Genomic DNA, 23,060 nt, shown 5'->3' with positions numbered 1-23,060 from the left:
AGCAAGTTCCCTCTCCTGCCGCGCAGATGGCGTGAGTGAGCAACCGGCTTGGTACGACGGCGATATGGGTGAGAGACCACGGGGGAGGGCTGTGGCGTGACGCGCACTTCGCCGACCGGTACCCGCGCGACGGCTTCGGCTCTCGCCCGCCCAGTCGGCCTCTGTCCGTGTGCTGCCGTGGGACGGGGCTCGTAGCGAATGCCTCCGTCCGGACAGCATCAGGCGGCAGACCCACCCTCACGGCCTCCGCCGCGGGCATGTGTACCTTGGCCGGAGCGCGGAATCGGACGAAGGCCGCCTCCATATCCGGTGAACCCTCGCCCGGGTGATCAAGTCCGGGACGCCGTTCGAAGCGAGAAGGTCAAGAACAGGCTCAGCCTCGAAGGAACTCGATGAGCTTCGGCGCGAGCTTCTTGGGCGCCATGACCACCGCGCCGTGATTGAGGCCCTGGAGCGTGTGATGGTCGGCGTCGGGCAGCACCTCCGTGACCGCTCGCGCGGCGCTCCGAAAGCCGTCCGGGCTCTTGGAACCGGTGATGACGAGTGTCGGTGCGGCCGCGGGCGACCACACTTCCGCGGCGAGGGGTTTGCCCTGCTGGGTGTCGCCCATGACCGCGATGTCGTAGGGCAGGGTATGGGCCATTGCCTTGAGGTTCGACCACACTCCGGGCATCAACCGCATCGATCCGACCATGAACGCGGGCATGCCCTGGGCCTTCGTCATGAAGGTCTTGACCGCCTCGCCGCGCCGGTCCTCGGCGATCAGACCGTCGATGTGCCGTGCGAAGTCCCGCGGCGGTCCGAAGTCGCTGGGGGCGACGGCGAAGGGCGGCTCGTAGAGCGCGAGCCGCTTGACGTTCAGGCCGGCCGCGGCGGCGCGCAGGGCGAGCACCGCACCGGACGAACTGCCGAACAGCGAGGCAGAACCGCCCGCATGCTCGATCAGCGCCGCGATGTCGTCGATCTCGCGCCGCACCGTGTAGTCGGCGTTGTTGCCACTGGCGCCCCGGCCGCGGCGGTCGTAGTTGACGACGGTGAAGTGCGGGGCGAGGAGGCCGGCGAGCTTCTTGGTGTCGGAGCGGTCTGCCAGCGCCGAGGACACCAGAATCACCGTGGGTCCGCTGCCGGACTGCTCGAACGCGATGGGGGTTCCGTCGCTCGACACGACCGTCGACTTCACGGTGGCCGTCGGCTTGCGAGTTGCTGGCATGCTTGTTTCTCCGCTTCACGTAAAGGCGTTGTCCTACTGACGCGGACAGTGACTGCGGCTCGGCGGAAAAATCACCGGTCCCGCAGGATCGAATTCCGAACCGTCCGCCGAGCAGCCGTGGTTTCCGTCATCGTGGTGGTCCGCCCGTCCCGTCGCGTCACTGGCCGAGACGCGAAAACCTCCGGCCGCGGCGAGCGATGCGCCGCGGCCGGAGGGCGGCCGGAAGGGAGAGGGTGGGAGGAGAGGGCTGAAGGGTGCCTGGTCAGGCGGCCGGGTGGGTGCTTCGTTCCGCGTGCTCCCGGACCAGCTCGGCGTACCGGCGGCCGCTGCTCTTGACCGTACGGCGTTGGGTCGCGTAGTCCACGTGGACCAGGCCGAACCGCTTGTCGTAGCCGTACGCCCACTCGAAGTTGTCCATCAGCGACCAGGCGAAGTACCCGGCCAGCGGTGCGCCCTTGGCGACCGCGCGGGCGCAGGCGGCGAGGTGCTCCTCCAGATAGCGGACGCGTTCCGGGTCGTGCACCGAACCGTCCGCCGCGACGACGTCCTCGTACGCCGAGCCGTTCTCGGTGACGTAGATCCGCGAGACGCCGTACTCCCCGGTCAGGCGCAGCAGCAGCTGCTCGAGCCCCTGCGCGTGGACCTCCCAGTCCATGTGCGTGAGCCGCGCGCCGGGGACGGAGACCTGCTTCGCGTGCGGTGCGGGCCCGTCGGGGTCGGCGGTGACGATCTGCCGGAAGTAGTAGTTCAACCCCAGCCAGTCGAGCGGTGCGGCGATCGTCTCCAGGTCGCCCGGCCGGACCGGGAGTTCGACCCCGTACAGCTCCACCATGTCCTGCGGGTAGCCGCGGCCCAGGATCGGGTCCAGCCACCAGCGGTTGATGTGGCCGTCGGCGCGGCGGGCCGCGGCGAGGTCGGGCGCGCCCGTGCTCGCCGGCTCGATGGGGCTGAGGTTGTTGACGATGCCGATCCGGGCGTCCGAGGAGGCCGCCCTGATCGCCCGTACGGCCAGGCCATGGCCCAGGTGCAGGTGGTAGGAGGCCCGTACGGCGGCGGTCAGGTCGCTGAGACCCGGCGCCATCCGGCCCTCCAGGTGCCCGATCCAGGCCGAGCACAGCGGCTCGTTCAACGTGGCCCAGTCCTTGACCCGATCGCCGAGCCGCTCCACCACGTGGGAGGCGTACGCCGCGAAGTGCTCCGAGGTCTCCCGTACGGTCCAGCCGCCCCGGTCCTGGAGCGCCTGCGGAAGGTCCCAGTGGTAGAGGGTGGCGAACGGGGTGACGCCCGCCTCCAGCAGACCGTCCACGAGCCGGTCGTAGAAGTCCAGGCCCGCCTTGTTGACCGGCCCGTCGCCGCCGGGCACGACGCGCGGCCAGGCGACCGAGAAGCGGTACGCGTCCGCGCCGAGCCGCTTGACCAGGCCGATGTCCTCGGGGACCCGGTGGTAGTGGTCGCAGGCCACGTCGCCCGTGTCGCCGTTGTCGATCGTGCCGGGGGTGTGCGAGAACGTGTCCCAGATCGAGGGGGAGCGGCCGTCCTCGGCCACGGCTCCCTCGATCTGGTACGCGGCGGTGGCGACGCCCCAGGTGAAATCGGCCGGGAGGGCGTTGAGGTCGGACACGTGCTGCCTTTCTGCGGGGGACGAGGGGCGGCGTTCGCCGGTGGAGCTCACTTCACGGCTCCCGCGGTGAGACCGGCGACCAGGTAGCGCTGGAGGAGGAGGAATCCGGCGACGATCGGGACGCTGACGACGAGGGACGCGGCCATGACCTGGTTCCAGTACACGTCGTTCTGCGTGGCGTAGCCCTGGAGGCCGACGGAGAGGGTCCGGGTGGCGTCGTTCGTCATGACGGAGGCGAAGAGGACCTCGCCCCAGGCCGTCATGAAGGAGTACACCGACACCGCCACGATTCCCGGGACGGCGGCCGGCACGACGACCTGGAAGAGGGCGCGGACGGGTCCGCAGCCGTCGACCAGGGCCGCTTCGTCGAGGTCCCGCGGGATGGAGTCGAAGTACCCGATCAGCATCCAGATGGAGAACGGCAGCGAGAACGTCAGGTACGTGAGGATGAGCCCGCCGCGCGAGCCGTACAGAGCGACGCCGGTGCTGTTGCCGATGTTGACGAAGATGAGGAACAGCGGGAGCAGGAAGAGAATCCCCGGGAACATCTGCGTGGACAGCACCGTGACGGTGAAGACCCGCTTGCCCCGGAACCGGTAGCGGCTCACCGCGTAGGCGGAGAACACCGCGATCGTCACCGACAGCACCGTCGCCGAGCCCGCAACGATCAGCGAGTTGACGAAGTACTTGGCGAGCGGAACGGTCTCCCAGATGTCGAAGTACGGCTGGATCGTCAGCGTGGACGGGATCCACTGGAACTTCCCCGACACGTCCTGGAGCGGCTTCAGCGAACTGCTGACCATCACGTAGACGGGCAGCAGGACGAAGCCGGCGAGCAGGCTCAGGACGATGCGGCGGGTCCAGAGGAAGGACTGCGGCGCGGCCATCGGCGAGCGGGTCCGCGACCGGGTGGTGCGGGTCGGCCGCGTGAGGCTAGACATCGGCGCCCTTCCTTCCGCGCGAGGTGAGGAACAGGTAGACGGCCGTCACGACCAGCAGGAAGAGCAGCAGCAGGACCGACATCGCGGATCCGGTGCCGAAGTTCCAGGTGACGAACGACGACTGGTAGATGTGGATCGAGATCAGGTCCGCGCTCTCCGGGGCCGATTTCCCGAACAGGACGTACGGGGTGTTGAAGTCGTTGAACGTCCACAGGAAGAGCACGAGGACCAGGACCTGGTTGACCGGGCGCAGCGAGGGCAGCGTGATCCGGCGGATCTGCTGCCAGATGCCGGCGCCGTCGATCGAGGCGGCCTCGTACAGCTCGCGCGGGATGTTCTGGAGCCCGGCCATCAGCATGAGGAAGGCGAACGGCCAGCCCTTCCACACCGAGACGATGATCAGGGCGTAGATGCTGTTGTCGCCGATCAGCCAGAACGACGGCTCGTCGGTGATGCCGAGCTGGTCGTGCAGGACGTGGTTGATCAGCCCGTTGTCCCGCTGGAACATGAACGCCCAGGTGATGACGGCCGCGTAGACCGGCAGGGCGTACGGGACGAGGAAGATCGCCCGCAGGATGCCCCGGCCCCGGAAGCTCTCCTGGAGGAGGATCGCCGCCGCGGTGCCGAACAGCCAGGCGAACCCGACCGAGAAGAACGTGAAGACGCAGGTCACGAAGAACGAGTGGAGCAGGGCCTCACCGATCGGAGCGTCGAAGTCGACGGCGATGCTGTAGTTGTCGAGGCCGATCCAGGGCGCCGCGCCCCAGTTGCTGATGAAGAACTGCGTGAGCTGCCGGAAGCTCATCACGATCCCGATGACCATCGGGATGATGTGGATGAGGAGTTCGAGCAGGACGGCGGGCAGGAGCAGGAGATAGGGCAGTCCGCCTTGGCGGATCCGGTCGGGGATGCGCGGCAGTCTCCTGCGCGCACCCCCGGTGCCCCGGCTCGTACCCTTGCCGGTCGACTTGTCGACCTCGGGGTTCGTGGTGACGGTGGCGGTCATGGATCAGGGCCTCACTGCTGCATCGTCTGCTGGGCCTTTTCCAGGCGCGCCTTGACGGATTCCTCGGTCACGGGGCGTCCGGCCGCGGCGTCCGCCCACAGTTCCTTGACGGCCGTACCCACGGCCGTCTCGAACTGCGACTCGTTCGGGACCTGGGGGAGCGGGGCGGCGCTGGTGGCGAGGGTGTCGCGCAGGACCTCGAGGTCGGGAGCCCCGAAGGCCTCGTCGGCCTGGGCGGCCTTGACCGGCGGGATCGAGCCGTAGGTCTTGTTGAGCAGCTTCTGCTCGGCGTCGCTCGTCATGAACTTCACGAACTTCTTCGCGCCGTCGATGTTCTTGGTGTTCTTGAAGACGGCCATGTTGATGCCCGCGACCATGGAGTTGGTCTGCTTGTCCGCGCCCGGTACGCCCGAGGGGACCGGCACCGGGGCCGCGCCCCAGTCCTCGGGCTTCATGCCCTGGGCGGCGAAGGTGGAGGCGGCGGCCTGCCACAGCACCATGGCCGTCTTGCCCTTGGCGAAGTCGGTGAGGGACTGGTTCTGGGCGTACTCCGCGTTGCCCGGAGCGATGATCTTGTCCTTGGCCATGAAGTCGATGTACTGCTTCACCGCCGCGACCGCGCCGTCGGAGGTGAAGGTCGCCTTGCCGTCCTGGTCGAAGAAGTCGGCGCCGTGCTGCTGGCCCAGGACGAAGGTCTGGTGGATGTTGTTGGAGAGGTTGCCGCCCTCGGCGCCCAGCCCCCACTTGCCGTCCTTGGATATCTTCCTGCCCGCCGCGACCAGCTCGTCCCAGGTGGCCGGCGGCTTCTCGACGCCGGCCTCTGCGAACATCTTCTTGTTGTAGTAGAGGGCGTACGCCAGCGAGTACAGCGGGACCGCGGCGGGCGGCTCGCCCTCCTTGCCGGCCGAGGCGACCGCCGAGTCGACGAAGCGGTCCCGGCCGCCGATGGCCTCGAAGTTCTTCTCGTCCCACGGCAGGAGCGCGCCGGTCGCCTGGAGCGAGGCCGACCAGGTGTTGCCGATGTTCAGCACGTCCGGGCCCTGGCCCGAGCTGGTGGCGGCGAGGATCCGGTTCAGCAGGTCGGCCCACGGCACGACCTCCAGCTTCACCTTGATCCCGGTCTCCTTCTCGAACTTCTTCAGCTCGGGAGTGAGGATCTTCTTGTCGGCCTCGATACTGGGGCCCTGGTTGGACGCCCAGTAGGTGAGGGTCTTCGGCGACTCGTTGCTGCCGCCCGAGGTGGTCCCGCCACCGCAGCCGGTGGCGGCTACGGCGATGGCGAGGGCGAGGGTGGCAGCGCTTGCGGCTCTGACGTGACGCATGTGAGGTGGCCCCTTTCCGGGGATGGCTGCGTTCGGGAACCGAACGGCCTCCATGACTTAATTTATGCCGTGATTTAAGAGGTGAGAGAAGGTCGCGTCAAGGCCTGGGACCGGGGTATGTTCCTGGACGGGAAGGAGCAACATGGCCGAGCGCAACAGACGGACCGTGCGTGACCTGCGAAGGGGCAATCGGGCGAGGGTATTGCAACGGTTGTATTTCGACGGCCCGCTGAGCCGCCAGGAGCTCGGACCGGTCACGGGGCTGAGTTCAGGCTCCATCAGCAACGTCGTTGCGGAACTCTCCGCCGAGGGACTCCTGGAGGAGGCCGGCGTCGTCGACTCCGACGGTGGCCGCCCCCGTACGCTGCTGCGTGTCGCCCCGGACGGCGGGCTGCTCGTCGGCATCGACATCGGCGAGACCCGGGTCCGCGTCGAGCTGTTCGACCTCTCCCTGACCGAACTGGCCCGCACCGAAAGGCTGCTGGCCCAGCACGGCTACGACGTCGACCGCATCGTCGCCCACGTCCGCACCGGCGTCGCGGACGTGCTGCGCGACGCGGGCGCCGACCCGAGCCGGCTGCTCGGCATCGGCATCGGGGTCCCCGGCATCATCGAGCGCGACGGCCCCGAAGGGCCCGACGGCTCCCGGAGCGCGGTGGTCCACGGCCAGACCATAGGCTGGCGCGCGGTCCCCTTCGAGCAGTTGCTGCGCGAGGCCGTCGACGTGCCGCCCGAGGTGCCGCTGTTCATCGACAACGGCGCCAAGACGCTCGGCCAGGCCGAGATGTGGTTCGGCGGCGGCCGGGGCGCGGGCGCCGCCGCCATCGCCCTGATCGGCTCGGGCGTGGGCGCGTGCGTCGACCACGGCGACATCCTCGACGAGGACCGCACGAGCCTCGCCCTCGAATGGGGGCACACCATTGTCCAGTTGCGCGGCCGCCGGTGCCGCTGCGGCTCCATCGGCTGCCTGGAGGCGTACGCGGGCGCGCAAGCCCTGCGTGAGCGCTGGCGCGAGGCGGGTGGCCCGCTGCCCGAGGACGCCGACGACGAGACGGCGCTCGCCGCGCTCCTCGCCGCCGCCTACCCGGTAGGCGACGGCCCCGCCCCGGACCCGGTGGCGCTCTCGCTGCTCGACGAGACGGCCGAATGCCTCGGCGCGGCCCTCGCCGACCTGATCAACCTCTTCCTGCCCGAGCGCATCCTGATCGGCGGCTGGGCGGGCCTGCTCATCGGCCCCCGCCTGCTGCCCGACATCCGCCGGTACGCGAACGAGTACGCCCTGCGCCACGCGGCGGCCCGCACCACCATCGAGATGGGCCGCCTCGGCCCGGACGCGGTCACCGTGGGCGCGGCGACGCTCCCGCTCGCCGACTTCCTCACCCGGGGCGGCAGCCGCCCCGGGCCGGGCGGCGCCGGCGTGCCGCCCCGTACGCCGGTCCAGGCGGTCCGGGAACGACACCGCACGGCGGTGAACTGAGCGCCGACCGGGACCGGGAGCGAGGTCCGGGGATGCTCACGCGCCGCGTCGGCTCACGCGCCGCGTCGGCTCACGCGCCGCGTCGGCTCACGCGCCGCGTCGGCTCACGCGCCGCGTCTGCCCGCCCCGCGCGTCTGCCCGTGCGCCGACTGCCCGTCGCGCGTCTGCCCGTGCGCCCGCCGAGGCGTCGGCCTGTCGTGCGTCGTCGCTGCCGCGCTTCAGCGGGCCGTGTCCCGCGCGGGGCCGGGGCGCCCGGCCGCGCCGCCCGACGCGGACCAGTGCGGATCCACCAGGCCCAGCCACGCGTCCTGGGCGTCGGCCAGCGGATGCTCCAGGGGGAGCGGCGCGAACCGACAGGCGAACCGCATCCCCGCGTCGGCTCCGTCGCCGCCGACCCGGTGCTCCCACGCCGAAGGCCCGTCCGGCGGGGCGTCGAGCAGGAGGAAGGTGGTCAGCCGGGGTTGCCCGGTCTCGGGGTGGGGCCGCGCGTCCACCGCGATCCGCCGGACCACGCGGGTGCCCGTCAGCCCGGTCTCCTCGGCGACCTCGCGCAGGACGGCCCGCTCCGGATCCTCGCCCGGCACGACGCCGCCCGCCGGTACCTGGGTACCCGCCTCGGGAGCGTCCCCATGGTCGAACACCAGCAGAGCGGGGAAGGGGTGACGCCGGATCACATAGGCGGCGACCCGGAGGCGGGGGCCGGTCGGAGGTGAGGTCATGCAGGGCATCCTCGCCCATGCCCGCCGGGCCGCGCACCCATGCCCGTCGGGCCGCGCACCCGCGCCCGCCGGGCCGGGCGGCCGTGCGGGACCTGCCTCGGGGGCATCCACCGGATCAGGCCGATCCCCGTACCACCAGCTCCGGTTCGAAGATCACGGAGGTCACCGGACCGTCCGGCCGGGCCAGCCGGTCCAGCAGCAGGCGCGTCATCTCGGCGGCCATCCCCTCCACCGGCTGGCGGACCGTGGTCAGCGGAGGGCGGCAGGCCAGGGCCGCGCTGCTGTCGTCGAAGCCCACCACCGCCACGTCTCCCGGAATCGAGCGGCCGTGCTCCCGCAGGACGTGGCAGGCTCCGAGGGCCATCAGGTCGTTGGCGGCGAAGACACCGTCCACGTCCGGATGCTCCGCCAGCAGCCGTTCCATCGCCGCCTCCCCGCTCTCCTGGGTGAACCGCCCCTCGGCGATGGGGATGTACGGATGCCCGTGGCGCGCCATGGCGTCCCGGAAGCCCGTCAGACGGGCCTGGCCCGCCGGTACGTCCAGCGGGCCGCTGATCGTCGCGATCCGGCGGCAGCCCCGGCCCAGGAGATGCTCGGCCGCCAGCCGGGCCCCGTCCTGGTGCGCGAGGTCGACATAACTGACCTGGACCGGCCGCGCCGGGCGCGCGTACAGGACAGCCGCCAGGCCGGCGTCCGCGATCAGTGCGGGCAGTGGGTCCTCGGCGTGCGTCGAGACGACCAGGGCCCCGTCCGCACTGCCCTGCCTCAGGTACGCCACCACCTCCTCGCGTGCCCGTGAGGTCTCCGCGAACATCAGCACCGGGTGCATCCCGCGCGGACGCAGGTAGTCGACCACCCCGGTCACCACCCGGCCGAAGAACGGGTCGGCGAACACCTGCGCGGTGAAGGACCCGGAACCGCCGCTGCCGGCCCGGTCCTTCCCGGACGCCTCGCCCCCGGACCGGGCCCCGGTCCCGCCCTTGTCCTCATCCTCTTTCCCGTCCCCCGACGCTCCGGTCGCGGAGTCCTGCCGGGCCGCCTCCGGCTCGACGCCCGCGCCCGAGACCACCAGGGCGATGGCATCGGCCCGCCGGGTCACCAGGGACCTGGCCGCCCGGTTCGGGGCGTAGCCCGTCACGGAGACCGCCCGCCGCACGGCCTCCTGGATCACCGGGTCCACATTGCGCACCCCGTTCACGACCCGGGAGACGGTGGCGCGCGAGACGCCGGCCGCCCGCGCCACGTCCTCCAGGGTGGGCGCTCCGGCCGAGCGCGGATCATCCGTCATGAGCGCCTTTATAGCACCCACGGAGAGCGCTCTCCATCGCACCGGACAGAGGAACGCGTCCGGGCGGGGCGGAGGTCGGCACCGGTCGGGAGATCGGGAGGCCGGGAGGGCTGCCGGGCTGCCCGGGGGTCGGAATCCGGCCACGCACCGGCGCGGCGGCGGCCGAGTATCACGTTTTGCTTGTGATCAGTCACTGTGCGGACCTACGTTGCCCTTTGCGACATGACCCGAAGCCAGTGGGGGAGCCACGTATGGCCGCGAACGGACGGCACCGCAGATACCAGCCGAGCCGGATCAACCGTGCCTCGCTCACGGTGACGGCGAGCGGCGCGGGCCTCGCCCTTCCGCTCATCACCGCGGCGTCGGCGGGGGCCGCGCCGGTCGAGGTCTGGGAGAAGGTCGCCGCCTGCGAGTCCAGCGGCAATTGGGACGTCAACACGGGCAACGGCTATTACGGCGGCCTGCAGTTCAGCGGCTCCACCTGGTCGGCCTTCGGCGGCACGCAGTACGCGCCGCGCGCCGACCTCGCCACCCGGGACCAGCAGATCGCCGTCGCCGAGAAGGTGCTGGACGGCCAGGGCCCCGGCGCCTGGCCCACCTGTTCCGTACAGGCGGGGCTCACCCGGGGCGGGGACGCGCCCGGGGCCGCCCCGGAGGCGGAGACCGACACGCAGAGCGCGGGAAGCCGGCCGGTCCGGGCCGCGGCGCCGCAGAGCGCGCCGCCCCGGCAGCCGGTGACCCGTCCCGCCGAGGCGACGCCCACCCATGTGCCGGGCAAGCGCGACTCGTACACCGTCGCGAGCGGCGACTCCCTCTCCGGGATCGCGTCCGCCCAGCGGGTGCGCGGCGGCTGGCAGGGCCTCTACGCGGCCAACCGCACCGTCGTCGGAGGCGACCCGGACCTGATCTTCCCCGGGCAGCGGCTGAGCCTCGACCAGAGCCGGGCGCCGAAGGCGGGGGAGGGGAACAGCTCCGGACAGCCCGCGCGGAAGACCGCCCCGAAGCCTCCGGCGGCGACGCCCGAGGCGAAGAAGGCGGACCAGCGCAAGGCCGAGCCCAAGAAGGAAGCGCCCGCACAGGCCGCGCCGAAGAAGGAAGCCCCGAAACAGCGGGCCCCTGAGAAGGCGGCCCCGAAGCAGCAGGCGCCCAAGAAGGAAGAGCCCAAGAAGGAAGCGCCGAAGAGGGAAGCGCCGAAGAAGGAGCGCCCCGCTCCGGAGCGCGCGGTGAAGCACTCCGGTTTCAGCGCCCCGGTCTCCGCCGGCACCGGTACCCCCTACCGGCAGGCCGGCGGCTGGTCCAGCGGCTATCACACCGGAGTGGACTTCCCGGTGCCCACCGGGACATCGGTGAAGTCGGTGGCCCCGGGCCGCGTCGTCTCGGCCGGCTGGGCCGGAGCGTACGGCTACGAGGTCGTCATCCGGCACAGCGACGGCAAGTACAGCCAGTACGCCCATCTCTCCGCGCTCCACGTGCGCGCGGGGCAGTCGGTCTCCGGCGGACAGCGCATCGCCCGCTCGGGCTCCACGGGCAACAGCACAGGCCCGCACCTGCACTTCGAGATCCGCACGGGCCCCGGCTACGGCTCGGACGTCGACCCGCTCGCCTACCTCCGGGCAGGCGGGGTCAGGGTCTGAACCGTCCGGTCGGAGCGGGAGCGCCGCAGGGTGGCTCCGCCGCGCCGTCGCTGCTTCGTGAGCGGGCCCGGCGTGCCGAACTCCACCTGCGGCACCGCTTGCCCCGGCGGCAGGGGCGACGGCGACCGCGTCACGGGCACCCGCCCCGACGCCGCTTCCGGCACGACCGGTGACGCCGAGGAGGGAGCCTCCGCCCCGGCGTCCGTACGCGGCTCCTCGGCGTGCTCCGTGCGCAGCCGCTCCCGCGTCAGCATGATCAGGCCGCCGGCGGCCAGCGCCCCGCAGGAGAGGGCCAGGACGGTGCCCGGGAGGCCGAGACGGAAGTGCTCGCCGAACAGGCTGATGCCGATCGCGGCGGCCACCACCGGGTTGACCACCGTCACCGTCGCGAGCGGAGCGGTGAGGCCCGCGCCCCGGTAGGCGGCCTGGGACAGGAACAGGCCCGCCGCCGCGAGCCCGGCGATCACCAGCAGCGGCAGTGCGCCCGAGCGCAGCGAACCGGACGTCCACTCCACGGCCACGGTCTTGGTGAACACCGAGGCCATGCCGAAGGCCGCGCCCGCGCCCGTGGCGAGGACGATGCTGCGCAGGACCGGGCGGCGCAGCGTACGGGCGAGGACGACGATCGCGCCGACGGCCCCGAACGTCACCGAGGCGAGCAGCGCCTGTTCGGGACCGTTCAGGGTGTGCGGCTCGGCGTTCCCCGTGAGCGCCAGCAGCCCGCCGAGACCGGCCGTCGCCATCAGGGCGCCGCGCCAGGCCGTCGCCCCCGCCCTCCGCCCGACGAACAGGGCCGCCATCGGCAGGGCGAAGACGATCGTCAGCGCGCCGAGCGGCTGGACCAGGCTGAGCGGGCCGTAGGCGAGCGCCACGACGTGCAGGAGCGCCCCGGTCCCGTTGAGGAGGACGGCGGCCCACCACACACCGTTGCGCAGCAGGGCTTGCCACGCGTTGTCACCGGTCGCGGCCACGCGCTCCTGGATGATCGCCCCGGCCGCGTAGGCGACCGCGGAGACCAGTGACAGCAGCACGGACAGCGCAAGGGAGCTCATGTACACCACGATGTCCCGTCCGGGGCCCCACGTCGTCGTCCTTGAGACTGCACTTCGGCCTACTGCCCCAGTAGTACGCCCGACGGACCGACGTCCTCCTCCCGACGGTAGTCCTCTCGCCCCCAGCCGTCAGAAGTTGTCGCCCGGCGGATACGGTGAGCCGCGAGGGCGACACCGCCGGTGTCCGGCGGCCGGTCACCGGAGCGGCCCGGAGGCGGGCCGGGAACCGAGGGGGAGCAGGGCATGGACCTGGTGCTACTGGCGTCGGTCGGGGGATTCTTCGCGCTGCGGACCACCCCGGTGCCGGGCGGTGGGCACCGTCCGCTGGAGCAGCTGTACGCGGGGGACGACGGTCCTCTCGCCATGCGTGTCGACAAGGTCGCGGCACGCCTCGCGGCTCCCGAGCGCAGGGTCGCCGCCTCCATCGCCCACCTCGGTCTCGCCGCCCGGCTCTGGTCCCTCGCGCTGGGCCCGGCCGCGCTCTTCGGGCGGCTCCCCGCCCTGACGCCCGGCGCCCTCCACTGGGACCCGTCGGCCACCTCGCCGGACGACCTGTGGCTCGCGGGGACGGCCGAGCTGCCCGGCACGGCGGCCCGGATCCGCGAGGAGGTCCAGTACGGGCATCTGGACCCGCTGTCCGAGGCGTTCCGGCGCGACTGCACCATCTCCCCGCAGCTGCTGCGGGGCAACGCGGGGTCCGCGCTCGCCGGAGCCGTGCGCGAACTCGTCACCTTCGCGCGCGCCCACGACCGGCCGGACGTGGCCGCACGGGCCCGCGCCCTGGCGGCCGAGCTCTTCGACGACGAGGCGCTGCGCGGCACCGGAACCCCGCACGGGCCCGCGTTCCGGCGGCGCAGCTGCTGCCTGTACTACCGGTGCCCCGGCGGCGGGCTGTGCGGGGACTGTGTGTTCGACCGGGCGCCCGGACAGAGTGCCAAGGGGCGGTAGCCGTCCCGTCGTAACCGGTCAGGGACCGTCAGGAAGGCAGTACGGCGTCGATGGCGGCGTCCACGGACGGCAGGACGGGCAGGGCGCTGTCGAGGCCGATCATCTCGATCAGGCGGCGCATGAACGGCGACGGGGCTGCCAGCCGCAGCCGGCCGCCCAGCGCGGTGTGTCCCTGGAGGAGCACATTCACCGTCGTCGAGTCCGCGAAACCGACGCCGGAGAGGTCGACGACGACCGGGCCGGAGCCGTTGTCGGCCGCCGCGGTCAGGGCGAGGCCCAACGGTGCGACGCTGTCGATATCGAGGTCACCCGACACGGCGAGGACCGATGCGTCCCGTTCCTGTCGGGTGGTGATTCTGACGGCTCTGTCTTCGTTGGGCGATGAAAGCACGGAAGGCACCTCGGGCGGATCGATCGGAAGGGGCGGAGAGCCGTGTCGCCGGACGGGCCGACATGGTTCCGTCCCTGGTCGGGGCGGGGTACGGGGTAACGATAGAAGTAACAGTTGCCATTTGACAACATTCTCCATTGGGTAACAATCTGATCCCAGGCGGTTGCTCGGCCGACCTGCCGAAGGGCGGCGAACCGATGGATGCGGAAGCAGGAGCTGAATGGAGCTAGGCGCTGTCCGCGACATCATCGCGGAGTGGGGAGGCGGCCGTATCCCTTTGCGGGGAAAGGCGCTCCGAAGCGGCGGCGTGGAAGGCCGCGAGGCCCTCGGCGAGGGCGGCGAGGGCGGCGGGACCCATCCGCTCCAGCACGGCGTTCAGTTCGCCGGCGCGCAGGGCCCGGTACTCTTCCAGAAGGGTGCGACCACGCAGACTCAGTCGCAGTTCCACTTCGCGACGGCTGGTCGGACTGGGCGCACGCTGGACGAGCCCCATCGCCTCCATCCGGTCGCAGAGCCTGCTGACGGAGGGGGCACGCGAGCCCAGGGCCTCACCCAACGCCCGCAGATTGGTGCCCTCCTGCTTCTCGATCACGAGCAGGGCACGGAGCTGGGAGGGCGATACGGTTCCCGAAGCGGCCGATTCCTGACCCCGGCCCCACAACACCTCCAGCAGCTCCGAGGCGGCGACGGCGTCGGCGGACGCCTGTTCGCGACTGCTCGGGCGAAATCCTCGGTGGGGCATTCAGCCACTGTGTCACCCGGCAGGCCTGCTTGTCAGCCCGGCTCCGGCCCTTACCACGTCGCAGGACGAAGATTGCGCGAGAGACCGTGAACAGACGAACGGACATCGAGGCCGCCGTACGGGCCGCGGCGCCGCACGCCCTGCTGGCCACCCTGCGGACCGAGCTCAGCAGCGCCTACGGGGCCCTCGCGGTCGACCTCCACCTCGCCGACTACGGTCTGCGGGTCCTCAAATCCCTGGACCGGCCCGACGACGAGAACGAGCCGCTGTCCCTCCACAACAGCCCCGAGGGCCGGGCGTTCGGCAGCCAGGAGCCCCGTGAACAACAGGTCCGGCACGACGACGCCGTCGACCACTACCTGCCCGTGACCGTACGGGGCGAACGGCTCGGCATCCTCACCGTCCGGCTGCCCCAGGCCCTGTCCACCCCGCAGCTGGTCGGCGAGCTGACCCACATGGCCGACCTGCTGGGCCACGAGATCCTCGTCGCCGAGCGGGACACCGACCTGTACCAGCGAGCCCGGCGCACCACCCGCCTCACCCTCGCCGCCGAGATGCAGTGGCAGCTGCTGCCCGCCCGCGCCTGCACCGCCGCCGAGTTCGCGATCGGGGCCCAGCTGGAGCCCGCGTACGCCATCCACGGCGACAACTTCGACTGGGCCGCCGACGCCGACGAGCTGACCCTCGCGGTGACCAATGGCATGGGCGAGGGCATACAGGCCTCCCTTCTCACCAATCTCGCCGTCAACGCCCTGCGCAACGCCCGTCGGGCCGGCATCGGCATCGCCGACCAGGCGGCCCTGGCCGACCAGGCCCTCTACGACCAGCACCGCGGCGCGTCCCACGTCTCCACCCTGTTGCTCCGCTTCGAGCTGGCGACCGGACAGGTCGGCGTCGTCGACGCGGGATCGCCGCAGCTGTGGATGCAGCGCGGCCGGGAGGTCCGCCGGATCGACCTGGAAGCGCAGCTGCCGCTCGGCATGTTCGAGGAGTCGCAGTACACGGTCCAGGAGTTCCACGTCGAGCCCGGAGACCGGCTGCTGCTGCTCAGCGACGGCGTCTACGAGGCGGTGTCCCCGCTCGGCGAGGCGTACGGGGAACGCTCGCTGGCCCGTGCCATCCAGTCGACACGGCTGCTGCCGGCCGCCATCGTTCCGCGCGCGATACTCGGCGAACTGGCGGAGTACCGGGGCACGGAGACGCTCGACGACGCGCTGGTCCTGTGCCTGGACTGGTTCGGCCGCCCGGAGGCCCGGGGCATGGCCTAGACCGTCTCGAAGGCGCGGCGCGAGGCCTCGATGTGGCCGATGTGCTCATGGGTCCAGTCGCACATCACAGGGACCGCCCGGCGCAGGCCCTGCCGGAGATCGGCGCCTACCGGCAGGTGTCGGTCGCGACCGGATCGAAGCTGGTCTTCGTCGCCGGGCAGGTCGCCTGGGACGCTGAGGGCGCCACCGTCGGCGAGGGTGACCTCGCCGCGCAGGTCGAGCGGTGTTGCGTGAACATCGGCACGGCCCTCGCCGCGGTCGGCGGCACCTTCGACGACGTGGCGAAGCTGACCGTGTACGTCGTGGACTGGACGCCCGGGAAGATGCCCGCGTTCCTGGAGGGCGTGTCCCGGGCCGCCGCGAGGCTGGGCATCACGCCCGAAGCACCCGACACCCTGGTGGGCGTCGCGGCCCTGGACATCCCCGAACACCTGGTGGAGATCGAGGCCACCGCGGTGCTGGACGCCCAGGGCGTGTTGCGAAAGTGGCGCCGTCCGCCCGGAGGGCGGGCTCGGCGGCGTCCGGTGCGTGCGATCGCAAGGCGGAGGGTCGCCCCGATACCGGCTGTATCGGGGTGATCCCGACAACGCGGCGAGGGATGGGGCCTCCCCTGCTCGAGCGAGGCCGAGAGCTTGGGGAAGTGCCAGGCGCCGCCGAGCAGGCGGAACTTTCGAAACAAGTCCCAGGGGCCGCCGACCGGGCTCAGGTGCTGAGCTGGAACTCCGCCCGGATCCGCTTGCCCACCGGCACCCGCTCGGCCGTGAGCCGGTCGCACAGGGCCACCACGATCTCCATGCCGTGACCGCCGAGGCGGGACGGGTCGGGGGCGTACAGCACGGGCATCGCGGTGCTGCTGTCGTACACCGTGACGCTGATGAGCTGCGCGTTGCCCTCCAGCTCCAGGAGGTAGGGGCCGTGGCTGTAGCGGTCGGCGTTGGTGACCAGCTCGCTCACGGCCAGCATCAGGTCGCTGCGCGTGTGCTCGCCGATCGGGGCGAGGCACTCCACCGCGAGCCGCGTCAGGAAGCGGCTCGCGAGCGCACGGGCCAGCGCGATGCAGCCCGGCTCGCCGTCGAAGACCTCGGCGCTGAGCAGTACCTCGGAGGAAGGCGGTACCTCGGCGGCAGCCAGCCCCTGACCCGGTTCTTCGGGTGGGGAGGTGACCTGTTCGTTCATGTGCTCCAGCCAGGGCGCCGCAGTGAGGTCGGAGACCTTTTCCGCCATTCGTCTACCCCTGGCGAACGATCCCACTCCAGGAGATCCGGACCGATACTACGCACGTCCGGGCAGCCGCACCACGGTCACGAAGAACTCGTCGATCTGGCGCACCGCGGCGATGAACTGGTCGAGGTCCACCGGCTTCGTCACGTACGCGTTGGCGTGGAGTTTGTAACTGCGCAGGATGTCCTCCTCGGCCGAGGACGTGGTGAGCACGACCACGGGGATGAGGGCCAGCTCGGGGTCGCTCTTGATCTGTTCCAGCACCTGTCGGCCGTCGTACTTGGGCAGGTTCAGGTCCAGCAGCACCAGGTCCGGGCGGGGGGCCTCGGTGTACTCGCCGCGCCGGTAGAGGAAGTCGAGCGCCTCCTGCCCGTCCCGCACGACGTGCAGGGTGTTGCGGATCTTGTTGTCCTCGAAGGCCTCACGGGTCATCAGCTCGTCGCCGGGGTCGTCCTCGACGAGCAGGACCTCGATGGGCTGGACAGGGGTGTTCACGAAGGATCTCCCGGCTGGCTGGTGAGCAGGGCGGGAGCGAGCAGCTCCGCCGTGGTGTGGGTGGGCGCCTCGGGCGCCACGGGCAGGGTGAAGTGGATGCGGGTGCCTTCGTCCGGTTCGGGCTCCAGCCAGATCCGGCCACCGTGGAACTCGATGATCTTCCGGCAGAGCGCGAGGCCGATGCCCGTGCCCTCGTACTCGTCACGGGCGTGCAGCCGCTGGAAGATGACGAACACCTTGTCCGCGAACTCGGGCGCGATCCCGATCCCGTTGTCCGACACGGTCAGGTGCCAGTCCTCGTCCTCGCGTACGCAGGAGACCGAGATCCGGCACGGGACGCCCTCCCGGCGGAACTTCACCGCGTTGCCGATGAGGTTCTGCCAGACCATGGTGAGGGCGGTCGCGTCCCCGAGCAGTTCGGGCAGGGAATCCGGCCGCTCGATCGCCGTCCCCGACTCCTCGATCGCGAGGGTCACATTGCCCAGGGCGCGGTCCAGGGCCCGGTCCAGATCGACCGGCTTCCAGCTCTCCTGCACCCGCCCCACCCGCGAGAACGTCAGCAGGTCGTTGATGAGGACCTGCATCCGCTTGGCGCCGTCCACGGCGAAGGCGATGTACTGCTTGCCGCGCTCGTCGAGCTCCTCGCCGTACCGCTTCTCCAGCAGCTGGCAGAAGGACGCGACCTTGCGCAGCGGCTCCTGGAGGTCGTGCGAGGCGACGTACGCGAACTGCTCCAGCTCCGAGTTGGAACGGCGCAGCTCCTCCGTCTGCTCCGCGAGCAGGGCCTCTCGGCTCTGCGCCTCGGCCAGCTCGTCGGCCAGCCGCCGCCGCATGTCCTCCACGGCCCAGGCCACGGCCTGGACGTCGGACGGCCCCTTGATCTCGATCCGCGTTCCGAAGGCCCCCGCCCTGACGCGGTCGGATGCGGCGCGCAGCCGGTTCAGCGGAACGCCCACCACTCGGTGGAGCAGCAGGCTCAGCGCCGCGACGGTCAGCACGAAGACGGTGACCAGCGCGATCACCACCCGGTCGCGGGTGGTCCGCGCCGAGCCGAGGTCGGTTCGCGCCTGGTCGCGCGCCTCGGCGAGATGCCCCTGCTGGGCACCGTACGCCTGCCGCAGCTGGTCGAAGTCGGCCTTGCTGCGCTGCAACTGGGCGGAGGTGGCGGCCTTGCTCGGCCCCTGCGCCCGGACCGTCGCGATCAGCGGCTCGGCCTTGCTCCGCCGCCACTTCTCGGCGGCGGCGGCGATGGCGTCGAGGTCGTCGGCGTACCGGGTGCCGGGACCCACCAGTCGCCGTACCTGCGCGAGACGGTCCTGTTCGGCGGCCTTGCCGGCCTCGTACGGTTCGAGGAAGGAGTCGTCGCCGGTCAGCGCGAACCCCCTGATCCCGGTCTCCTGGTCGAGCAGCGAGTTCTGGAGCTGGAAGGACGCGGACCTGGCGGGCTGGATACGGTCCACCAACTCGGTCGTACGGTCGGAGATCCGGGCCAGCACGAGCCCGCCGATCACCAGACAGGCACAGACCACCACGACGAATCCGCCGAGTATGAGATGGACCCAGTTCTGCACCGACAGCCGCGCGGCGAGGCCGCCCGGAGCCGGTTCTTTCGTCATGTCACCGTTCATCGGATTCCGATCCCCAGCCAAGATGCAGCACGGCCACATCGTCCGCGAGGCCGCCGTAGGGGGCGGCCCCCTCCGCGGCCCCGGCGACCAGGGCGTCGACGAACGAGCGGGCCGACAAGTGCCCGTTGGCCCGGGCCATCGCGAGCAGCCCTTCCTCGCCGAGACGGCTGTCGGGCCCGTCGCGCCCCTCGAAGAGCCCGTCCGTGAAGAGCACGAGACCCGCCCCGGGCGCCAGCGGGATGTCGACCGTCGGCCACCGGCCGAACCCGGGCAGCAGCCCGAGCGCCATGCCGCCCTCGGGCTCGACCCAGGTCACCTCCGTGCCCTCACGCAGCAGCAGGCCGGGATGACCGGCCCGCAGGATCAGCGCGTGCCGTTGTCCGGGCGGGAAAACCAGCGAGGTGACGGTGGCGAACACATGCGAGTCCGAGCGCTCGGCGACCAGGATCTCCTCCAGCAGAGCTATCTGCTCCGGCTGTGACGTACCGCACAGCACGGCGGTACGCCAGGCCACCCGCAGGCATACGCCGAGTGCCGCCTCGGCGGCGCCGTGCCCGGACACATCGCCGATCACCGCGTGGACGGTGCCGTCCGAGGTCTGCACGACGTCGTAGAAGTCACCGCTCAGCAGCCCGTGCACCCGCCCCGGCTCATACCGGGCGCGGGCCCGGAACCGGTCGTCCCGCAGCAGGGGGACGGGCAGCAGCCCGCGCTCCAGCCGGGCATTCTCCTGAGCCATCAGCTGGTTGGCACGCAACGCCGCGGCAGCCCGCTCCACTTCCTTGCGCTGCAGGGCGTAGCGGATCGCGCGCGCGAGGATCTCGGGGCCCAGACGGCCTTTGACCAGGTAGTCCTGGGCGCCTCCGGCGACCGCACGGAGTCCGGTGCCCGAGTCCTCCAGTCCGGTGAGGACGACGATTGCGGCCTCGCGGTCGGTCTCCAGTATCTGGCGCACGGCGTCCAGGCCGTGGACGTCGGGCAGATGCAGGTCGAGGAGCACGCACACCGGTGCGGTGGAGGTGCGCAGGAACGTACGGGCCTCGCCCAGCGTCTTGCACCAGGTGAGGGCGGAGTCCAGCTCACTGTCCGAGAGCATCTCCTCGACGAGCAGCGCGTCACCCGCGTCGTCCTCCACCAGGAGGATCGTCGCGTCGAGGTTCCACAGCGGTGGTTCGGGGTGGTGGGGGATGCCGACCTGTTGGGTGGGGATGCTGGGGATGCCCACAGGACTCGGAGATGTGCCCACGGGCGACTCGGTCAAGCCTTCACCCTCTCACGCCACGGCACGGTGCGTCCGGCCTGATCGTCATAAATGATAGGCGAGCGACGAGGCCGGTCGGTGACGGGCCTCGTGAGCGCACGGCACGAAGCCGCCCGCCCGGAAGGGCGGACGGCTTCGGATTCGGGACGGGACCCGAACGGTTCGCGGGGTCTCACGCCTCGACACTCATGCCCTTGCGCAGCTGCTGCACGATCCTGCTGAGCAGGCGCGACACATGCATCTGGGACACACCGAGCTCCGCACCGATCTGCGACTGCGTCATCTCCGCCCCGAACCGCATCTGCACGATCCGGCGCTCCCGGTCGTCGAGCTGCTCCAGCAGCGGTGCCAGGGTGTGCAGGTTCTCGACGGTCTCCATGCCCGGGTCGGCCTCGCCGAGGACATCGGCGTACGCCCGCTGCTCCTGGCCGGAGTCGCTGTCCGCGGAAGGGGTGTCGAGCGAGCCGGCCGAGTAGCCGTTGGCGGCCACGAGGCCCTCGATGATCTCCTCCTCGGGGAGGTCGAGGTGGGCGGCCAGCTCCTTGACGGTGGGGTCGCGGTCGAGCTCCGCGGAGAGCTGCTCCTTCGCCTTGGCGAGGTCCACCCGCAGCTCCTGGAGGCGCCGCGGCACATGCACCGACCAGGTGGTGTCGCGGAAGAAGCGCTTGATCTCCCCGACGATGTACGGCACGGCGAAGGTGGCGAATTCGACCTCGCGGGACAGGTCGAACCGGTCGATCGCCTTGATCAGGCCGATCGTGCCGACCTGGATGATGTCCTCGGTGTCGTCACCCCCGCGATTGCGGAACCGCGAGGCGGCGAAGCGCACGAGGGAGAGGTTCATCTCGATCAGGGTGTTGCGCGCGTACTGGTGCTCGTGGGTGCCCTCCTCCAGCGTCTGGAGGCGGTCGAAGAAGATCTTGGAGAGGGCCCGGGCGTCCTGCGGGGCGACTTTCCCGGCGTTCTCGATCCACGGCAGGTCGCCGGAGACGTCCGCTGCCTGCATGCCGATCCGGCCGTCGCTCAGCGGCGTCGTGGTTCCGGTGGCTCGCGCCGACATGGTCGTCATGGTGTCGCCCTCCCTGCTACCCAGTGTGTCGGACGGTCGTCTGCCCGGGCTTCGAGAAGTCATGCACTTCTTTTTCAGATTTCTTCGATCGACTTCCCCGACATCCTCTCCGGCCCGGTGCTCCGGCCTTTTCCGGCACCGCTCCTCGCCCGAACGGAGCAGTGACCCGCCCATGGCAAACTTGATCCGGGTACGGCGGCCGCGGGTGATCGATCACCCGCGGCGAGAAGATGACAGAGGAACGGCAATGACGGTGACACAGGACAGCCCGGAGCTCGCTCCCGGAATCGTGGAGTTCGGTCCCGGCATCGACCCGGAGCGGCTGGCCGTCTGCCTGAGCGTGCTCGACGAGCTGGACCGGATCGAGGTGGACCACCCGGACGCCGTCGCCGTCCGCCGGGCCACGGCCGGGATCTACCGGACCGTGAAGCAGCGCCGCCGCCAGGAGCGCCGCGCGGCGAAGACCGCCCACGACCGGGCGGTCACCGAGGCCACGGCGACCGGCTCGGCCGAACGCATCGACGACGAGACGCAGGGCGTGCTGCCCTCCTCCTCCGCCCAGGCCGAGATCGCGGGCATCCTCCAGCGGCCCCGGTCCTGCTACATCTGCAAGACGCGGTACGTCGAGGTCGACGCGTTCTACCACCAGCTCTGCCAGGCGTGCGCCAAGGAGAACCGCTCCCGCCGCGACGCCCGGACCGACCTGACAGGTCGCCGGGCGCTGCTCACCGGCGGCCGGGCGAAGATCGGTATGTACATCGCGCTGCGGCTGCTGCGCGACGGCGCGCACACCACCATCACCACCCGCTTCCCCAACGACGCGATCCGCCGCTTCAAGGCGATGGAGGACAGCGACGAGTGGATCCACCGGCTGAAGATCGTCGGCATCGACCTCCGCGACCCGGCGCAGGTCGTCGCGCTGGCCGACTCGGTCGCCGCCGAGGGCCCGCTGGACATCCTGATCAACAACGCGGCCCAGACCGTGCGCCGCTCCCCGGGCGCCTACAGCGAACTGGTCAACGCCGAGTCGGCCCCGCTGCCCGCGGGTGAACTGCCCGTCGCCGAGGTCATCGGCACCTTCGGCAGCGGCACCGTCGACCGGGTCGCCGCCCTGCCCGCCGCCCGCAAGGAGGGGCTGAGCGCCCAGGAGGTCACCGACCTCGCCCTGGTCACCGGCTCCGCCTCGCCGGCCCGGATCGCCGCGGGCACCGCGATCGACGCGGGCGGCCTCGTCCCGGACCTGCACGACAGCAACAGCTGGATCCAGACGGTGGAGGAGGTCGAGCCGATCGAGCTCCTCGAAGTCCAGCTCTGCAACTCCACCGCGCCGTTCATCCTGATCAGCCGGTTGCGCCCGGCGATGGCGGCGACTGCCGCGAAGCACGCGTACGTCGTCAACGTCTCGGCGATGGAGGGCGTCTTCAGTCGCGGCTACAAGGGCGCGGGCCACCCGCACACCAACATGGCCAAGGCCGCGCTCAACATGCTGACGCGCACCAGCGCCCAGGAGATGTTCGAGAAGGACGGCATCCTGATGACGGCCGTGGACACCGGGTGGATCACGGACGAGCGCCCGCACCCGGACAAGATGCGCCTCGCCGAGGAGGGCTTCCACGCGCCCCTCGACCTGGTCGACGGCGCGGCCAGGGTCTACGACCCGATCGTGCGCGGTGAGGGCGGCGAGGCCCTCTACGGCTGCTTCCTCAAGGACTACGCCCCCGCCAACTGGTAACCCGAACGGCCCAAACGTCCGGACGGCCCCGTGCG

20 protein-coding genes and 1 pseudogene are annotated in these 23,060 nt (G+C 71.2%); 6 read left to right on the top strand and 15 right to left on the bottom strand.

Going from position 1 to position 23,060, the window contains the following annotated elements; genetic code table 11:
- Positions 1-373 precede the first annotated feature (373 nt).
- The 5 genes from ACIRJT_RS06140 to ACIRJT_RS06120 all read right to left on the bottom strand — a co-directional run bounded on the left by ACIRJT_RS06140 (position 374) and on the right by ACIRJT_RS06120 (position 6,100).
- Positions 374-1,210, bottom strand: coding sequence for an alpha/beta fold hydrolase (locus ACIRJT_RS06140; protein ID WP_403905141.1), 837 nt, complete (start codon positions 1,208-1,210; stop codon positions 374-376).
- A 262-nt stretch (positions 1,211-1,472) separates the two neighbouring features.
- Positions 1,473-2,831, bottom strand: coding sequence for a GH1 family beta-glucosidase (locus tag ACIRJT_RS06135; protein WP_403905138.1), 1,359 nt, complete (start codon positions 2,829-2,831; stop codon positions 1,473-1,475).
- A gap of 47 nt (positions 2,832-2,878) precedes the next feature.
- A complete protein-coding gene (locus ACIRJT_RS06130) occupies positions 2,879-3,772 on the bottom strand; it encodes a carbohydrate ABC transporter permease (protein WP_403905137.1) in 894 nt (297 codons plus the stop codon).
- Complete coding sequence (locus tag ACIRJT_RS06125) at positions 3,765-4,778, bottom strand: carbohydrate ABC transporter permease (protein WP_403905134.1); 1,014 nt, start codon at positions 4,776-4,778, stop codon at positions 3,765-3,767. Before ACIRJT_RS06125 ends, ACIRJT_RS06130 begins: the two co-directional genes overlap by 8 nt.
- A gap of 11 nt (positions 4,779-4,789) precedes the next feature.
- Complete coding sequence (locus ACIRJT_RS06120) at positions 4,790-6,100, bottom strand: ABC transporter substrate-binding protein (RefSeq protein WP_403905131.1); 1,311 nt, start codon at positions 6,098-6,100, stop codon at positions 4,790-4,792.
- Between the two features lie 142 nt (positions 6,101-6,242).
- Here ACIRJT_RS06120 and ACIRJT_RS06115 point away from each other — a divergent pair, with 142 nt between their 5' ends.
- Positions 6,243-7,577 (top strand): ROK family protein, encoded by a 1,335-nt coding sequence (locus tag ACIRJT_RS06115; RefSeq protein WP_403905129.1) that lies wholly within the window; start codon positions 6,243-6,245, stop codon positions 7,575-7,577.
- A gap of 218 nt (positions 7,578-7,795) precedes the next feature.
- On the opposite strand, the gene ACIRJT_RS06110 is transcribed toward ACIRJT_RS06115, so the two are convergent.
- A complete protein-coding gene (locus tag ACIRJT_RS06110; protein ID WP_403905127.1) occupies positions 7,796-8,296 on the bottom strand; it encodes an NUDIX domain-containing protein in 501 nt (166 codons plus the stop codon).
- Between the two features lie 115 nt (positions 8,297-8,411).
- A complete protein-coding gene (locus tag ACIRJT_RS06105) occupies positions 8,412-9,584 on the bottom strand; it encodes a LacI family DNA-binding transcriptional regulator (RefSeq protein WP_403905124.1) in 1,173 nt (390 codons plus the stop codon).
- A 251-nt stretch (positions 9,585-9,835) separates the two neighbouring features.
- Here ACIRJT_RS06105 and ACIRJT_RS06100 point away from each other — a divergent pair, with 251 nt between their 5' ends.
- The gene (locus ACIRJT_RS06100; protein WP_403905121.1) at positions 9,836-11,218 is read left to right on the top strand and encodes a transglycosylase family protein; all 1,383 of its coding nucleotides are present in this window, start codon (positions 9,836-9,838) and stop codon (positions 11,216-11,218) included.
- Here the strand turns inward: ACIRJT_RS06100 and ACIRJT_RS06095 are convergent.
- A complete protein-coding gene (locus tag ACIRJT_RS06095) occupies positions 11,188-12,270 on the bottom strand; it encodes a DMT family transporter (protein WP_403905118.1) in 1,083 nt (360 codons plus the stop codon). The genes ACIRJT_RS06100 and ACIRJT_RS06095 overlap by 31 nt on opposite strands.
- 243 nt (positions 12,271-12,513) lie before the next feature.
- On the opposite strand from ACIRJT_RS06095, the gene ACIRJT_RS06090 reads away from it, so the two are divergent.
- Complete coding sequence (locus ACIRJT_RS06090; protein ID WP_403905115.1) at positions 12,514-13,218, top strand: (2Fe-2S)-binding protein; 705 nt, start codon at positions 12,514-12,516, stop codon at positions 13,216-13,218.
- A gap of 28 nt (positions 13,219-13,246) precedes the next feature.
- On the opposite strand, the gene ACIRJT_RS06085 is transcribed toward ACIRJT_RS06090, so the two are convergent.
- Positions 13,247-13,609, bottom strand: a complete 363-nt coding sequence (locus tag ACIRJT_RS06085; protein WP_403905112.1) for an STAS domain-containing protein — start codon at positions 13,607-13,609, stop codon at positions 13,247-13,249.
- A 226-nt stretch (positions 13,610-13,835) separates the two neighbouring features.
- The gene (locus ACIRJT_RS06080) at positions 13,836-14,351 is read right to left on the bottom strand and encodes a MarR family winged helix-turn-helix transcriptional regulator (RefSeq protein WP_402013266.1); all 516 of its coding nucleotides are present in this window, start codon (positions 14,349-14,351) and stop codon (positions 13,836-13,838) included.
- 86 nt (positions 14,352-14,437) lie between these two features.
- Between ACIRJT_RS06080 and ACIRJT_RS06075 the strand changes: the two genes are divergently transcribed.
- Entirely contained in the window at positions 14,438-15,619 is a 1,182-nt protein-coding gene (locus ACIRJT_RS06075; protein WP_403905109.1) for a PP2C family protein-serine/threonine phosphatase, read from the top strand.
- 47 nt (positions 15,620-15,666) lie between these two features.
- Positions 15,667-16,083: pseudogene (locus ACIRJT_RS06070) on the top strand (RidA family protein); the annotation flags it as partial.
- A 238-nt stretch (positions 16,084-16,321) separates the two neighbouring features.
- Here the strand turns inward: ACIRJT_RS06070 and ACIRJT_RS06065 are convergent.
- From ACIRJT_RS06065 to ACIRJT_RS06045, 5 genes are all read right to left on the bottom strand, one after another.
- Complete coding sequence (locus ACIRJT_RS06065; RefSeq protein WP_403905477.1) at positions 16,322-16,795, bottom strand: ATP-binding protein; 474 nt, start codon at positions 16,793-16,795, stop codon at positions 16,322-16,324.
- A gap of 96 nt (positions 16,796-16,891) precedes the next feature.
- A complete protein-coding gene (locus tag ACIRJT_RS06060; protein WP_003964619.1) occupies positions 16,892-17,335 on the bottom strand; it encodes a response regulator in 444 nt (147 codons plus the stop codon).
- Positions 17,332-18,951, bottom strand: a complete 1,620-nt coding sequence (locus ACIRJT_RS06055; protein ID WP_403905107.1) for a CHASE3 domain-containing protein — start codon at positions 18,949-18,951, stop codon at positions 17,332-17,334. Before ACIRJT_RS06055 ends, ACIRJT_RS06060 begins: the two co-directional genes overlap by 4 nt.
- A 1-nt stretch (position 18,952) precedes the next feature.
- The gene (locus ACIRJT_RS06050; RefSeq protein ID WP_403905104.1) at positions 18,953-20,188 is read right to left on the bottom strand and encodes a PP2C family protein-serine/threonine phosphatase; all 1,236 of its coding nucleotides are present in this window, start codon (positions 20,186-20,188) and stop codon (positions 18,953-18,955) included.
- Between the two features lie 208 nt (positions 20,189-20,396).
- On the bottom strand, positions 20,397-21,293 hold the full coding sequence (locus tag ACIRJT_RS06045; RefSeq protein ID WP_403905101.1) for an RNA polymerase sigma factor SigF: 897 nt from the start codon (positions 21,291-21,293) through the stop codon (positions 20,397-20,399).
- A gap of 247 nt (positions 21,294-21,540) precedes the next feature.
- On the opposite strand from ACIRJT_RS06045, the gene ACIRJT_RS06040 reads away from it, so the two are divergent.
- Positions 21,541-23,025 carry an SDR family NAD(P)-dependent oxidoreductase gene (locus ACIRJT_RS06040; RefSeq protein ID WP_403905099.1) on the top strand — a complete coding sequence of 495 codons (1,485 nt, stop codon included), beginning with the start codon at positions 21,541-21,543 and terminating at the stop codon, positions 23,023-23,025.
- The last annotated feature ends 35 nt before the right edge of the window (positions 23,026-23,060 follow it).

Source organism: Streptomyces sp. NPDC102283 (assembly GCF_044766265.1).
Taxonomy (GTDB): domain Bacteria; phylum Actinomycetota; class Actinomycetes; order Streptomycetales; family Streptomycetaceae; genus Streptomyces.
The sequence above is the reverse complement of the archived record's forward strand: the minus strand, read 5'-3'. Positions and strand labels throughout refer to the sequence as shown.

Coding starts and splice junctions, on each gene's coding strand:
- ACIRJT_RS06140 (WP_403905141.1), bottom strand. CDS start 1,210: ATGCCAGCAACTCGCAAGCCGACGGCCACCGTGAAGTCGACGGTCGTG.
- ACIRJT_RS06100 (WP_403905121.1), top strand. CDS start 9,836: ATGGCCGCGAACGGACGGCACCGCAGATACCAGCCGAGCCGGATCAAC.
- ACIRJT_RS06055 (WP_403905107.1), bottom strand. CDS start 18,951: ATGACGAAAGAACCGGCTCCGGGCGGCCTCGCCGCGCGGCTGTCGGTG.
- ACIRJT_RS06065 (WP_403905477.1), bottom strand. CDS start 16,795: ATGAACGAACAGGTCACCTCCCCACCCGAAGAACCGGGTCAGGGGCTG.
- ACIRJT_RS06110 (WP_403905127.1), bottom strand. CDS start 8,296: ATGACCTCACCTCCGACCGGCCCCCGCCTCCGGGTCGCCGCCTATGTG.
- ACIRJT_RS06040 (WP_403905099.1), top strand. CDS start 21,541: ATGACGGTGACACAGGACAGCCCGGAGCTCGCTCCCGGAATCGTGGAG.
- ACIRJT_RS06095 (WP_403905118.1), bottom strand. CDS start 12,270: ATGAGCTCCCTTGCGCTGTCCGTGCTGCTGTCACTGGTCTCCGCGGTC.
- ACIRJT_RS06130 (WP_403905137.1), bottom strand. CDS start 3,772: ATGTCTAGCCTCACGCGGCCGACCCGCACCACCCGGTCGCGGACCCGC.
- ACIRJT_RS06125 (WP_403905134.1), bottom strand. CDS start 4,778: ATGACCGCCACCGTCACCACGAACCCCGAGGTCGACAAGTCGACCGGC.
- ACIRJT_RS06120 (WP_403905131.1), bottom strand. CDS start 6,100: ATGCGTCACGTCAGAGCCGCAAGCGCTGCCACCCTCGCCCTCGCCATC.
- ACIRJT_RS06090 (WP_403905115.1), top strand. CDS start 12,514: ATGGACCTGGTGCTACTGGCGTCGGTCGGGGGATTCTTCGCGCTGCGG.
- ACIRJT_RS06105 (WP_403905124.1), bottom strand. CDS start 9,584: ATGACGGATGATCCGCGCTCGGCCGGAGCGCCCACCCTGGAGGACGTG.
- ACIRJT_RS06080 (WP_402013266.1), bottom strand. CDS start 14,351: ATGCCCCACCGAGGATTTCGCCCGAGCAGTCGCGAACAGGCGTCCGCC.
- ACIRJT_RS06115 (WP_403905129.1), top strand. CDS start 6,243: ATGGCCGAGCGCAACAGACGGACCGTGCGTGACCTGCGAAGGGGCAAT.
- ACIRJT_RS06045 (WP_403905101.1), bottom strand. CDS start 21,293: ATGACGACCATGTCGGCGCGAGCCACCGGAACCACGACGCCGCTGAGC.